The organism is Actinobaculum suis (genome assembly GCF_900618115.1).
Lineage (GTDB): Bacteria > Actinomycetota > Actinomycetes > Actinomycetales > Actinomycetaceae > Actinobaculum > Actinobaculum suis.
In genome coordinates this window covers 1,421,282-1,434,012 of sequence record NZ_UYIO01000001.1, presented here as the reverse complement: position 1 = coordinate 1,434,012, position 12,731 = coordinate 1,421,282, and the positions used below count along the sequence as shown (strand labels likewise).

General features: G+C 56.4%; 10 protein-coding genes. 7 read left to right on the top strand and 3 right to left on the bottom strand.

What is annotated here, in order from left to right:
• Positions 1 to 124 precede the first annotated feature (124 nt).
• Both H8274_RS05895 and argF read right to left on the bottom strand, forming a co-directional pair.
• Complete coding sequence (locus tag H8274_RS05895) at positions 125 to 706, bottom strand: TetR/AcrR family transcriptional regulator (RefSeq protein ID WP_049619779.1); 582 nt, start codon at positions 704 to 706, stop codon at positions 125 to 127.
• A 414-nt stretch (positions 707 to 1,120) separates the two neighbouring features.
• Positions 1,121 to 2,128: an ornithine carbamoyltransferase gene (gene argF / locus H8274_RS05890; RefSeq protein ID WP_185934076.1), complete on the bottom strand. Its 1,008-nt coding sequence runs from the start codon at positions 2,126 to 2,128 to the stop codon at positions 1,121 to 1,123.
• 142 nt (positions 2,129 to 2,270) lie between these two features.
• Between argF and H8274_RS05885 the strand changes: the two genes are divergently transcribed.
• From H8274_RS05885 to H8274_RS05860, 6 genes are all read left to right on the top strand, one after another.
• Complete coding sequence (locus H8274_RS05885; protein ID WP_185934075.1) at positions 2,271 to 3,500, top strand: Asd/ArgC dimerization domain-containing protein; 1,230 nt, start codon at positions 2,271 to 2,273, stop codon at positions 3,498 to 3,500.
• Positions 3,497 to 4,657: a bifunctional glutamate N-acetyltransferase/amino-acid acetyltransferase ArgJ gene (gene argJ / locus H8274_RS05880; protein ID WP_185934074.1), complete on the top strand. Its 1,161-nt coding sequence runs from the start codon at positions 3,497 to 3,499 to the stop codon at positions 4,655 to 4,657. The genes H8274_RS05885 and argJ overlap by 4 nt, the downstream gene beginning before the upstream one ends.
• A gap of 339 nt (positions 4,658 to 4,996) precedes the next feature.
• Positions 4,997 to 5,824, top strand: coding sequence for an acetylglutamate kinase (argB, locus tag H8274_RS05875; RefSeq protein WP_244924615.1), 828 nt, complete (start codon positions 4,997 to 4,999; stop codon positions 5,822 to 5,824).
• Positions 5,825 to 6,173: 349 nt separating this feature from the next.
• Complete coding sequence (locus H8274_RS05870; RefSeq protein ID WP_185934072.1) at positions 6,174 to 7,334, top strand: acetylornithine transaminase; 1,161 nt, start codon at positions 6,174 to 6,176, stop codon at positions 7,332 to 7,334.
• Between the two features lie 160 nt (positions 7,335 to 7,494).
• Positions 7,495 to 7,953, top strand: coding sequence for an arginine repressor (gene argR / locus H8274_RS05865; protein WP_049619784.1), 459 nt, complete (start codon positions 7,495 to 7,497; stop codon positions 7,951 to 7,953).
• A 183-nt stretch (positions 7,954 to 8,136) separates the two neighbouring features.
• On the top strand, positions 8,137 to 9,372 hold the full coding sequence (locus H8274_RS05860; protein ID WP_049619785.1) for an argininosuccinate synthase: 1,236 nt from the start codon (positions 8,137 to 8,139) through the stop codon (positions 9,370 to 9,372).
• Between the two features lie 491 nt (positions 9,373 to 9,863).
• Here H8274_RS05860 and H8274_RS05855 read toward each other — a convergent pair whose 3' ends face one another.
• Positions 9,864 to 11,414 carry an MFS transporter gene (locus tag H8274_RS05855; RefSeq protein ID WP_074661769.1) on the bottom strand — a complete coding sequence of 517 codons (1,551 nt, stop codon included), beginning with the start codon at positions 11,412 to 11,414 and terminating at the stop codon, positions 9,864 to 9,866.
• Positions 11,415 to 11,941: 527 nt separating this feature from the next.
• Here H8274_RS05855 and H8274_RS05850 point away from each other — a divergent pair.
• Positions 11,942 to 12,703, top strand: coding sequence for a nitroreductase family protein (locus tag H8274_RS05850; protein ID WP_083078540.1), 762 nt, complete (start codon positions 11,942 to 11,944; stop codon positions 12,701 to 12,703).
• The last annotated feature ends 28 nt before the right edge of the window (positions 12,704 to 12,731 follow it).

Below are 12,731 nucleotides of genomic sequence, written 5' to 3'. Positions count from 1 at the left end.
GGGGTGAGCTTTAAGCTAGAGGTGAGCGCCGGTGCCGGCGCTGAACTGGGGCCGGCGCTGAAGCCGAGGTGGGGCGTAGCGATGGTTTTATCCCAGGGTGTGCTCTGATTTATCTCGCGGCCCGCTAGCCCAAATACTGTTCTAATATTTCGGCGGCGGTGGCCCGCACATCCCGTCCACCCGAAATTGCGGCTACCGCACCGCCATCCACTAAAGCCATAATCACTGGCACTGGCGCCTCAATTTTCAGAAAGTCCAGCAAAGAAGCCACCGCTGTTTCTAGATCACCACGGCACTGAGCATATGCTTCGGCTACCTTCGGGTACTCAAAAGCTGCTAAAAGTTGCCGATAATGATTCGGTAAAACGCCAGAGTGCGGCAAACAGGCCCGCAAAATCAACTCGATTTTTGCGGTTAGTGCTTGGGGCGGATCAGTTTTCTCAACAAACTTCACGGCCTCCTCGGCAGCGCGTGCCCAAGCGAAAATATTGTACCGGCCGCCTTCGGAAAGAAGTTCATCAATGTTCTTGAAATAATGGGTGGTGGCTGAAAGTGAGCAACGGGCGCGGCTGGCAACTTTTCGGTGTGTTACAGCCTCGGGGCCTTCCTCCAGAATAATCTTTGCCGTAGCCTCAATTATCTCTTGGCGCCGTCTTTCACCCTTGGTCAAAGCAGTCGAATTATCCGACGCCGCGACTCCCCGCACCCTGTTCTCCTTAAATTTAGTGGAGGTATACTTTACCTCACGCCGGTACCCCCGGCACGATAGTAATAATATTTATACCGAAGTGGTATCTGCAAGGCAAAACGACCTAAAACCTTGTGTTTCAAGGTTTTTCCAAGGTTGAAGATACCTAAAGAAAAATAGTAGAAAGTAAGGTACGCGGAGTGCCGGTTTCGGTACCCACTCGGCCCACCAGCTTTCTGCGTACTTTGCTTTCAATTCGTTGTGGGCGCCCAATCCCCGCCCATCTACCGCTAATATCCCACCCGTTTCTTGCCGGTTTCCCGCCGGCTGCCTTCCATCCGGCTGCCGGCTTTTTCGCGCCGCCTGCCCTTCTGCCGCCTGCCCGGCTTTTTCCCGCCGGCTGCTCGGCTGTTTCCTGCCAGCTACGGCGTCTTAAATAAGCGGATTTCCTATGGTGGCGACCATAACTGCCTTGATCGTGTGCATCCGGTTTTCGGCCTGATCGAACACGATCGAATCCGCAGATTCGAAGACGTCATTGGTTACTTCCATGGATTCCAGACCGTACTTTTGGTAAATCTCCTCGCCAATAGCAGTATTCCTATCGTGGAAGGCCGGTAGGCAGTGCAGGAATTTTGCGGGCTTTCCAGTAGCTGCCAACATTTCCCGATTTACCTGGTAGGGCTGCAAAAGCGAGATCCGTTCCTCCCACACTTCCTCCGGTTCACCCATGGATACCCACACGTCAGTGTAAACAAAATCACAACCAACGACGCCGTTGCGCGGATCGTCGCTTACTATCAGTTGTGCGCCGGTTTGGGTGGCAAGCGCCTGCGCTTGTGCCAATACTTGTGGTTCTGGCTGAAGTGAGGAGGGGGCTACTACCCGCATTTTCATGCCCAATAAGGCCGCACCCACAAGCAAAGAATGGGCCACATTGTTCCGAGCATCGCCCACATACGCGATAGTTATATCGGCATAATCAGCCCTGCCCGCGTGTTCAAACATCGTGAGTTGATCGGCCAAAGTTTGGGTGGGATGCCACTCGTTGGTAAGCCCGTTCCACACTGGCACTCCCGCGAGCCGCGCCAGTTCTTCCACATCGGCTTGCCGGTGCCCGCGGAACTCAATCCCGTCATAAAAACGCCCCAGTACCCGCGCGGTATCGGCCACTGATTCTTTGTGGCCCAACTGTGAACCGGTTGGATCTAAATAAGTCACATTCGCGCCTTGATCGTAGGCCGCCACTTCAAAAGCGCAACGCGTGCGCGTGGAGGTCTTCTCAAAGAGCAAGGCAATGTTTTTACCCGCCAAATGCGGCACCTCAGTGCCCGCCTTCTTATGTGCTTTGAGCTGAGCAGCCAGGTCTAGTAAATGCCGCCACTCTGCGCTCGTGAAATCAAGTTCCTTGAGGAATGAACGCCCCTTGAGGTTGACCATTTTCGTTTTTCCTTCCTGGTGGAATACCGCTTTCCGTAACGGGAAAGGCATTTCCGGAGGCAAACTGGGCGCGCCTGCCGTACCGTCATCTTACAAAATGAGCAAACTTTTATTTATGCACTCTGGCGGATATAGTACACGCATGTTCACCGTTAATCTTGCCGGTGCCACCGGTTATGCAGGGGGCGAGTTTCTGCGTTTAATCGCGTGTCATCCGCAATTTACGCCCGGGGTTCTCAGCGCGGGCTCCTCGCGTGGCAGCTTGCGTAAGTACCACCCGCATTTGCGTAGTTATGCAAAGTACGACGTCGTTGAAACTTCGGCGGCGCGGCTCGCAGAAGGCGATGTAGTCGTGCTTGCCCTCCCGCACGGAGCCTCCGGCCAATTGGCACAAGAAATCGCGGAAATAAACCCGGATGCAATTCTTGTTGATCTGGGCGCGGATCATCGTCTAGAAAGCGAACAGGCTTGGAATGCTTTTTATGGCGGTACCTACCGCTCGGCCTGGACGTATGGAATGCCGGAACTGCTACGCCGCGATAAAGGTGACGAGCTTCCCAACGCTGAGGCGCTTCCCACCGAGGGACCGCTATCCGCAAAGGAAGAGGAGGCCTTTCCTGGGGGCGTCGTTTTTCCCTCACGAGGCGAGGATGCGTTTTCCACAAATAGTGGCGGTGAGGCAGAAAGCACTACCGGAAGCGCCACCGCTGTAATAGCTGCGGCACGAGCACAGCGCGCTGCATTGGCTACTACGCGGCGGATTGCCGGGCCGGGCTGTAATGCTTCGGCAATGATTTTTGCTATCCAGCCGGCCTTGGCGGCCGGGCTTGTTTCCGGAGAAGACATGGTGGCGACCCTTGCCGTTGGTTATTCCGGGGCAGGAAAAAACCCGGCCCCACATTTGCTTGCCGCTGAAGCTCTGGAATCAGCTTCCGCATACAACATCGCCGGGCGCCACCGGCACATTCCCGAGATCCAGGAAAAACTGGGATATGTGGCCGCGCCAGAAACTACTTTTTCGCTTTCGATGACGCCGATTTTGGTACCCATGGCCCGCGGGATTTTAGCCTGTGTCTCTTTGCCGGTGCGGCCCGGAACTACCGGCGAGCATGTACGCGATGCTTATCAAGCGGCGTATACAGGCGAACCTTTTGTGCAGTGGAGTGAAGATTTGCCTACCACCGCGGCGGTATATGGAAGCAATACTGCCCTCGTGCATGCGGAGCTGGATCGTAGCGGGGAGCGGATGACGGTGATTTGCGCACTCGATAATCTCGTGAAAGGCACCGCAGGTGCTGCTATCCAAAGTTTGAATTTGGCGCTAGGGCTACCCGAAACCCTGGGCCTACCAGGAAATGGAGTAACGCCATGACGGTTACCACGCCACAAGGATTTCGCGCGGCCGGCATTGCCTGCGGGTTGCGCAAAAGCGGGGCGAAAGATCTGGCCCTAATCGTAAATGAAGGCCCGCAGTACACCGCGGCGGCCGTGACTACCGCGAACCGTTTTACGGCCGCACCGGTTGTGTATACGCGGGAAGTGGTGGCAAATGGTCAGGCCCGTGCCGTAGTTCTGAATGCGGCGAATGCGAATGCGTGCACCGGCCCGGCCGGGTATGCCGATACCGTGGCCACAGCGAAAAAAGTTGGCGAAACCCTAGACGTAGCGGCGAACGACGTCGTCGTTTGTTCTACCGGGCTAATCGGCAAACCCTTAGCTGTGGAAACAATACTGGCGGGTATAGAAACCGCGGCGAAGGAACTCGCATCTTCTCAAGAAGCCGGGCAAAACGCGGCGCAAGCGATTATGACCACTGATACGTACGCGAAAAACGCGGCGGTGCAAGGTACCGGTTATAGCCTTGGCGGAATCGTGAAAGGTGCGGGGATGCTCGCCCCTGAAATGGCAACCATGCTTTGTGTTATTACTACGGATGCGGTGGTGGCCCCCGAACTTGCGCGAACCGCCTTGCAGGAAGCCGTGGGGAAGACGTTTAATCGCCTCGATTCGGACGGGTGTATGTCTACGAACGACACCGTGGTACTCCTAGCTTCGGGAGCGAGCGCGCACACTCCATCCGCCACGGATTTTACGACGAACCTCACGGCCGTGTGCGCAGATCTTGCCGCGCAGTTGATTGACGACGCCGAAGGGGCGAGCCACGTGATTCGCGTGGAAGTGGCAGAAGCGGCCACGGAAGCTGGCGCGCTGGCAGTAGCGCGCGCGATTTCGCGGTCGAACCTAGTGAAAACGGCGATTTTTGGTAATGACGCAAATTGGGGCCGGGTTTTGGCGGCTGCCGGAACCGTACCTGCCGATATTGCGCCTTATGATCCGGCGGAAGTGGAGTTGTATATAAACGGGGTATGCCTGGCTCGGCAGGGGAGCGGTACCGGAAACAGCACGGATCTGAGCCCGCGGGAAACCCATATCCGCCTCGTTTTGAATGCGGGCTCGGCAACCGCAACGCTCCTTACAAATGATCTTACGCATGACTATGTGCACGAAAACTCTGCGTACAGCACGTAGCCAGAAACTCGCCTGCGGGGCAACTGCTGGGACCTCCTGGCGGGCGCACCTGTGCGAACGAGCTGGCTGACGCGCTCCTAAAGGCAAAGGGACCTCCTGGCGGGCGCACCTGTGCTGGGCACATGGGCACGCGCAATCCGGGCGCCCGGTAACGGCAAGCCCGTAAATACCACCCACTAACGATAGACGCGAAGGCAGTAAGCAATGGTCAATCCAGAAACAGAAACTGAAACAGCACTTGGCCCGGCGGCCAAAGACCACCCGGTTTCGGGTGAGCCAAACGGCGAAACCGCGTGGGCGCGGCGCAAAGCGAGCGTGCTCGTAGAAGCCTTGCCGTGGATGCGCCGGTTTGCAGGAGAAGTATTTGTGATCAAATATGGCGGAAATGCGATGGTTTCCGATCAGCTCCGCCAGGCCCTAGCGCACGACATTATTTTCCTGCATCATGTGGGGATTCGCGTGGTCGTGGTGCATGGGGGCGGCCCGCAAATTAATGAAATGTTGCGCCGGCTTGGCATGGAACCGGAATTTCGGGGTGGGTTTCGGTATACAGACGCAGAAACCATGGATGTGGTGCGCATGGTCCTTACCGGGAAAGTGCAACGCGAATTGGTTTCACTCCTCAATGCGGACCATCCGTATTCGATTGGGCTTTCCGGGGAAGATGCACAGCTATTTATGGCACGGCGCGCCCGTACCGATGGAGCTGGGAAGTCTGCTGATTTAGGGCACGTAGGAGAACTGGTAGGGGTGAATCCGGCCGCGATTGAAGGGGTATTAGAAAACGGGCGGATCGCCGTAGTGTCATCCATAGGCGTGGACGTTGAATCCACCACAGAAGTGCTCAATATTAATGCGGACCTGGCGGCCGCAGATCTGGCCGCGGCGCTGGGAGCTCGCAAACTCATTATGGTGACGGACGTGGAAGGCGTGTATCGCAACTGGCCGGATAAAAACTCGCTCATTACCAGTATGCGGGCGGGGGAGTTGCGGGAGCTTTTGCCGGCACTGAGCTCGGGCATGATTCCGAAAATGGAAGCGGCCCTGCAAGCCCTTTCTGGGGGCGTGCCGGAAGTACACGTGATTGATGGGCGCCTGGAACACTCCATGCTCGTCGAAGTCTTCACCGACGAGGGTATTGGCACTGCAATTTATCCCGATGAGTAGTTTTTTATCCCGATGAGTAGTTTTTTATCCCGATGAGTAGTTTTTCCGGTGAAGAACTTAGCGGCTGTGGAAATAAGCTGCTGGGGATTCTCGCAGGCTGGGGGAAACTGGCCGCCGGGCAAAACTAGCCCCGGTTGGAAAACTAGCCCCGGTTGGAAAACTAGCCCCGGTTGGAAAACTAGCCCTCGGGGAAAGCTGGCACGGTTGGGAATAGCCCTCCGGGGAAACTACTTCGCCGGGGAAACTAGAGACAACCAAAAAGAACAGCAAATGTAAAAGGCAAAAGACACGCGGTAAAAGTTACGAGGCAAAGGCACGAGCCAAAGGTACGAGGCAAAGGTACGAAGCAATGAAGAGTTATCAGGAACGCTATGAGGCCGTGATGATGCGGACTTTCCCTACTCCGGCGCGGCAATTGGTGCGCGGGGAAGGAGTGTACGTCTGGGATAGCGAAGGGCGGCGCTATCTGGATTTACTGGCAGGGATTGCGGTTAATTCCACGGGGCATAGTCATCCGCACGTGGTGGCGGCTTTGCGCGAGCAGCTAGGGCAGCTCGTACACACTTCGAATTTCTTTGCAACCGCCCCGCAACTCGCCCTGGCCGAAAAGCTGGCGGAAATTATTGCGGAGGCCGGATATACACAGCCGGCCCGCGTGTTTTTTACCAACTCCGGTACGGAAGCTAATGAGGCGGCCCTGAAAATTGCCCGCGCCCATAAGCCCGGCGGGAAAATCTTGGGGCTAGAAGGTTCTTTCCACGGCCGTACTTTCGGGGCTCTTTCGGTTACCTCGAAAGCTTCGCTGCGTGAGCCTTTCGCGCCGCTAGTGGGACAAACAGGGTTGGTTCCGGCAACCGTTGCCGGTATCGAAAGCGGGGTTGACGATTCCGTGGCCGCGCTTTTTGTAGAGCCGATTCAAGGGGAAGCGGGTGTGGTACCGCTCGCTCCGGAAGTTTTGCAGACGGCCCGCCAGGCATGCGACCGCCACAACGCCCTACTCATTATTGACGAAGTTCAAACCGGGGTGGGGCGCACCGGCAGCTGGTTAGCCTCGAGTGAAACGGTACGGGGCGACGTCGTCACCCTTGCCAAAGGGCTAGGTTCGGGCGTTCCTGTGGGAGCTTGCATCGGTATTGGCAAGGCCGGGGAATTATTAGGCCCGGGAGATCACGGCTCTACCTTCGGTGGCAATCCGCTGGCTACGCGGGCAGCGCTTGCCACCCTGGAAGTAATCTCGGGCTATCTGCAATCCGGGCACGTGCAGGCCACCGGTACTTGGCTGCAAGAAGAACTAAGCGCGGCCGGATATGCGGTGCGAGGTAAAGGGCTGTTACTGGGCATCGCGGTAGAAAATGCGTCGGAACTTGCCGCCGAACTGCTCGAAGCGGGCTTTATCGTCAACCCCGCCAATGCAAACACTTTGCGCATAGCGCCGCCGTTGGGTATCACTCGCGAGGAATTGGCTCCTTTCACGGAGTTTATGCGCGAGAAAGTAGCGCTTAGAGGATAACGCCCGAAGCCTCAGCGTTACCGTCAGAGGCTGTGGGTATAACCAGCGCATGGTGCGAGGAGAAACACAGCCTTACAGCGCTCTTTGTATTAGATCGCGTGTATAGTTATGCATGTCTAAAACGGCATGTTTCGTAGTGAAGTGAATAGGCGGTGACAGTATGAACATTCCGGCTACCCGCGCAGCGCGGCAAGGCCTTATTTCGGATTTTTTGGATTCGCATCAGGTGCGTTCCCAAAACGATTTGCGGCAGTTGCTCGCAGCGGAAGGTGTAGACGTCACGCAGGCCACGCTTTCGCGCGACCTCGATGAACTCGGCGCGGTGAAAACCAAAGTCGATGGAGTGAGCGTGTACAAGATTCCGGATTCCCCGGATTCGGAGGCGCGCGGTCAACTTGCTCGCTGGGCACGGGAAATTATGACGAGTGCCCGCTATTCACTAAACCAAATAGTGCTTCGCACCCCGCCGGGAGCGGCACAATTGCTAGCTTCCGGGGTAGACCGGGCACATTTTCCCGGCGTGTTGGGATGCATAGCGGGGGATGACACTGTGCTCGTAGTTACCGAATCGGAAGAGCGGGCACAAAACCTTACGGAGCATCTGCTCAATCTGGCCTAGGCAGTGCAGTTGGCTTAGGTGGCCAGGTATGAAAACAGACCCGCCGGTAAGACCTGGGCGGGCCAAGTTCGCCGGCAAACGAAGTAAATCCCTTGGCAAAACGAAGCAAGCCTGTTGGTAAGGCGGAGGCAATTCCGCCGGCAAAACGAAGAGAAGTATCGCGCGTAGCGCGGGAGGAGAGAAATGGCTAAAGATCGGGTGGTGCTCGCTTATTCAGGTGGGCTCGATACCTCGGTAGCAATCGGCTGGATCGGAGAACAAACCGGAGCGGAAGTTATCACCGTTGCGGTGGATGTGGGGCAGGGAGGCGAAGACCTCGAAACTATTCGCCAGCGAGCCCTGGACTGCGGTGCGGTAGAAGCTTATGTGGCAGACGCGAAAGACGAGTTCGCGAATGAATACTGCATGCCGGAACTGAAGGCGAACGGCCTGTACATGGATCGCTACCCGCTGGTATCCGCGATTTCGCGCCCGGTAATCGTGAAGCACTTGGTCTCGGCTGCCCGCCAGTTCGGTGCCACCACGGTGGCCCACGGTTGTACCGGCAAGGGGAACGACCAAGTCCGTTTCGAAAACGGCATTACCTCTTTGGCGCCCGATCTAAAGTGCCTTTCTCCGGTGCGCGACCTCGCCCTCACGCGCGAATTTGCGATCGATTACGCCAATAAGCATGATTTGCCGATCGAAACGACGCATCATAATCCGTTCTCGGTCGACCAAAATGTGTGGGGCCGCGCCGTCGAAACCGGTTACTTGGAAGACCTGTGGAACGCGCCTACGAAGGATGTTTACGTATACACCGATGATCCCACGTATTCGCCGGTTCCAGATGAAGTAATCATTACTTTCGAACAGGGCATCCCGGTGCAAATTGACGGCCGTGACGTTACGCCTTTGCAAGCTATCCAAGAGCTCAACCGGCGTGCCGGGGCGCAGGGGATCGGCCGCATCGACGTCGTCGAAGACCGCATGGTGGGGATTAAGAGCCGTGAGATTTACGAAGCTCCCGGCGCCATGACCCTGATTGAAGCGCACAAGGACCTCGAAAACGTAACGATGGATCGCGAACAGGCACGTTTCAAGCGGCGCGTATCTGAACGCTGGGCGGAACTGGTGTATGAAGGTCAGTGGTTCAGCCCGCTCAAGCGTTCCCTCGATGCGTTTATTGATGATACGCAGCAGTATGTTTCCGGTGATGTGCGCATGGTTTTGCATGGTGGGCGGGCGACGCCGAACGGCCGGCGCTCCGAAACTTCGCTCTACGATTTCAACCTTGCCACGTATGACGCCGGCGACTCCTTCGATCAGTCCCTCTCGCGGGGCTTCATCGAACTAACCGGGCTTCCCAGCCAGCTCGCAGCAGCCCGGGACGTCAAGTTCGGCCGCGGCGAAGCCATCGGCAAGTCCGCTCTCAACTAAGCAAACAAGCGGCCAGCTAGCTTGCGGTAATCGACGATTATCGAGCAAGTATGTGGCCAAAGAGTTTGCGGTACAAGTGCGGCTAGCTAGTTTGCGATTAATAGGCCAGTGCTGCGGTTAACCGCGCCAGTGCTGCGGTTAGCCGCAGCACTGTGCTCCCGGCAATTCACAGCTGTGCTCGCCGCTATGCTGTGCTCGCAGCTATTCGCAGCTATACAGCTATGCTCGCAGCTATTCGCAGCTATAGCTATGTTGCCGTTATACAGCTAGAAAGTGACTAGGGCCGGGCGGGAAACACGATTCGTGTGTTTCCCGCCCGGCCCTTGGCATGTCTGCCTCGTCTTTTATATGTAGCTAGCGAAAAGTGCCTTACTCGCCGCGCATTTTAGCCACGCGTTTTAGTGCCGCGTCCGCGTTCTTAGTGACCGCGTTCTTAGTGACCGCGTTCTTAGTGACGGCGTCTTATTCGCCGCACCTTAATAGTTGCGGTTTTAGTCGCCGCGGTCGGCGGGCGCGGGCTGCAGCGGGCGACGCTGGAAGATAAAGGCAAGAATTAGCGAGCATGCAACGATCACGCAGATCGTACCGATAGAACCGGCATAACCAATCGCCCAGTCATGTAGCGAAGCATTATCTTGATCGCTGACGAAAGTGAACAGAATCGCCGTGATCATCGCATTACCGATTGCGGTGGTAATACGCTGCGCGGTTTGCTGAATACCACCAGCGGTACCGCCGTGTGCCCGGGGCACATCAGACATGGTAACCGTCTGGTTGACGGAGCCCATAATGCCCTGCCCGATACCGAAGAACCCGATCGGAACCATGATCCACCATGGGTTCCAGCCGGCGGTCAAAACACCCCAGGCAACCCCGATCGAGGCCAGCAGCGAAACAAACATAATGAGCAAAGCATCCGTCTGCAAACGCCGGCCGTGTGTTACTGCCCGCTTGCCAGACCATACTGCGAAATATGCAGACAGTAGCGCATTGGGCAAGCCAATCAAACCTGCCATTAGCGCGGAAAAGCCCAAACCTTGCTGGAAGACCAAAGCCAAAACTACGAAAACAGAGGTAGTACCCAGGAATTGGATACCGGCAATAGCCACCCCGTAGGAGAAAGATTCGATCGTGAAGAGCCTGAGGTTAACCATGGGAATCCCGCCCCGCTTGGGGTAGTAGCCTTCCCACCAAACCCAGACGGCCATGAGCACCACCGCGCCGAGCAACATGAACCAACGCCAGCTGTAGTCCGTCATGAAAGGCAACATGATGCCCAGCACGGATACCGTTAGCAAAAGCATGCCGATCGGGTCCAAATCGATCCGGTCGCCACGCTTGCGGGCCGGTTTACGCCCGCGGGCGCGCTGCTTGGCCCGATACTCGCGGTTCGCTGCGGAAGCAGACGGACCAATTGTGCGCCGTTCCTTCGAGAAAGGTAGCCAGAAGAAACCGAGGACGATACCCAGCAGGCCGAGCGGCACGTTGAAGAAGAAGCTCCAACGCCAGCCAGCATTACCGAGGAATTGCACAAGGCTGCCGGAAATAAGCGGACCAACGGCCACGGACGCGGAAATAGCCAAGCCCATATAGGAGAAAGCCTTGGCCCGGGCGTGCCCGGAGAAGAACTGTTGGATCAAGCCGGTTACCTGCGGTGAAAAGACGCCAGCTCCCAATCCTTGTAGTGCTCGCGCCAGATTCAAGATGGTCGGCGTCGTCGCGCTTCCACACAAAACACAACCGAGCGTGAAAATCGCTACCCCGATCATCCAGGTCATTGAGCGGCCGAAAATATCACCCAGCCGCCCGGCCGGGACCAAAGCTAAACCAAAGAGAAGCGCATACCCCGAAAGCACCCACTGCAGGTCCGAACGTTCTGCATGCAAGTCCAAAGTAATAACAGGCAAAAGATTATTTACTGAACTGACCTGAATAAGTGAGATAACAAGTGAGACCAGAAGAACCAGCAGAAGCTTATTGCGGTCGTACTCGCGATCGGATCCGGGGACCCTAAAAAACCGTGTATTTCCGTTATTTTCCATTAAACCCTTATATGAAAGACGATGAGTCCGATACGGACTTGCCGAATGAGACCTGCCGCACGCAGTAAATACGTAGCAAATACGCGGCAGGTGGCTTCGCAACTCCAGTACCGGAGATTTTCCCGGAACGGAACGCGAGGGGCTATACAAACCCGGTGAATACTCACCGTTTCTAGCCCGCGGGCGCCGGAACCAGGATGCATGGAGGCCCACCTGCCGCATAAAAAATAGCCCGCGGTATCCGCGAGCTGGGATGCAGCTGGAGGGATGCTCCATTGCACTTGCACTCTATCAGGCTTCAAGAAAAAGGAAGGCTAAGCAAAATGCTTTTCGCGTCACAGAACCTGAGGTCTGCGATTTTTGCAGAAGTGTCCGCACTGTGGACAAGCGGGGTGCGAGTGTGGACAAGTGGGGTGCAAGTGTGGGCAAGTGGGGTGCAAGTGTGGACAAGCGGGGTGCAAGTGTGGGCAAGTGGGGTGCAAGAAGGAGCAGCGCCGAGCCTTCCAGAAACGTGAGAGAATTTGACCATGGAAATGAATAGCACAATTGAAACGCAACTTGACCATCGGACAATTCGGAAATTCACGGCGGAACCGATCTCGGCGGAAACCCTTGCTGCCTTGCAGGCCGCGGTTAACCGCACGCCGAGTTCACAAGGTTTGCAGCATTCTTCGATGATTCGGGTAACCGATAAGGAAATTGCCGCGCAGATCGCGCAGGTGTGCACGCAAGATTATGTGGCGCAGGCTCCCGAACTGTGGATTTTCATTGTTGATACGCGCCGCGCCCGGCGTATCTCCCAAGAAAATGGGGTGAGCGGCATGGCCGCCTCTTCCTACGATGCGTTTACGGCAGCTTTCACCGATGCGTGCCTGATGGCACAAAACTTGGTGGTAGCGGCGGAAAGTTTAGGTCTGGGAACTTGCTTCCTTGGTTCGATTCAAAATGACACGCGCCGGCTGATCGAAATTTTGGGACTGCCCAAGCTCACTTATCCGGTGCTCGGCGTGATCTTTGGGCATCCGGCTGAAGAACCGGAGGTAAAGCCGCGAATGGCCGCGGAATTACGGATGATGGAAAACCAGTATACGGAACCAGAATCTTGGACGCAGGCGCTGGCCGCGTATGATGAACAAATTAAAGACTGGGTGGATACCCGCTACGGTAAAAAAGTGGGACCGTTCACGGAAACGGTTGCTTCTCGAATGGAGCATATTGCCGCTCGCCGGGCTGAAAACGCGCAGATCATCCTGGAGCAAGGTTTCGAGTTCCTGCCTGCGGGGAATTAGTGGGTTTTGCCCGCGGGGAAGTAGCGAG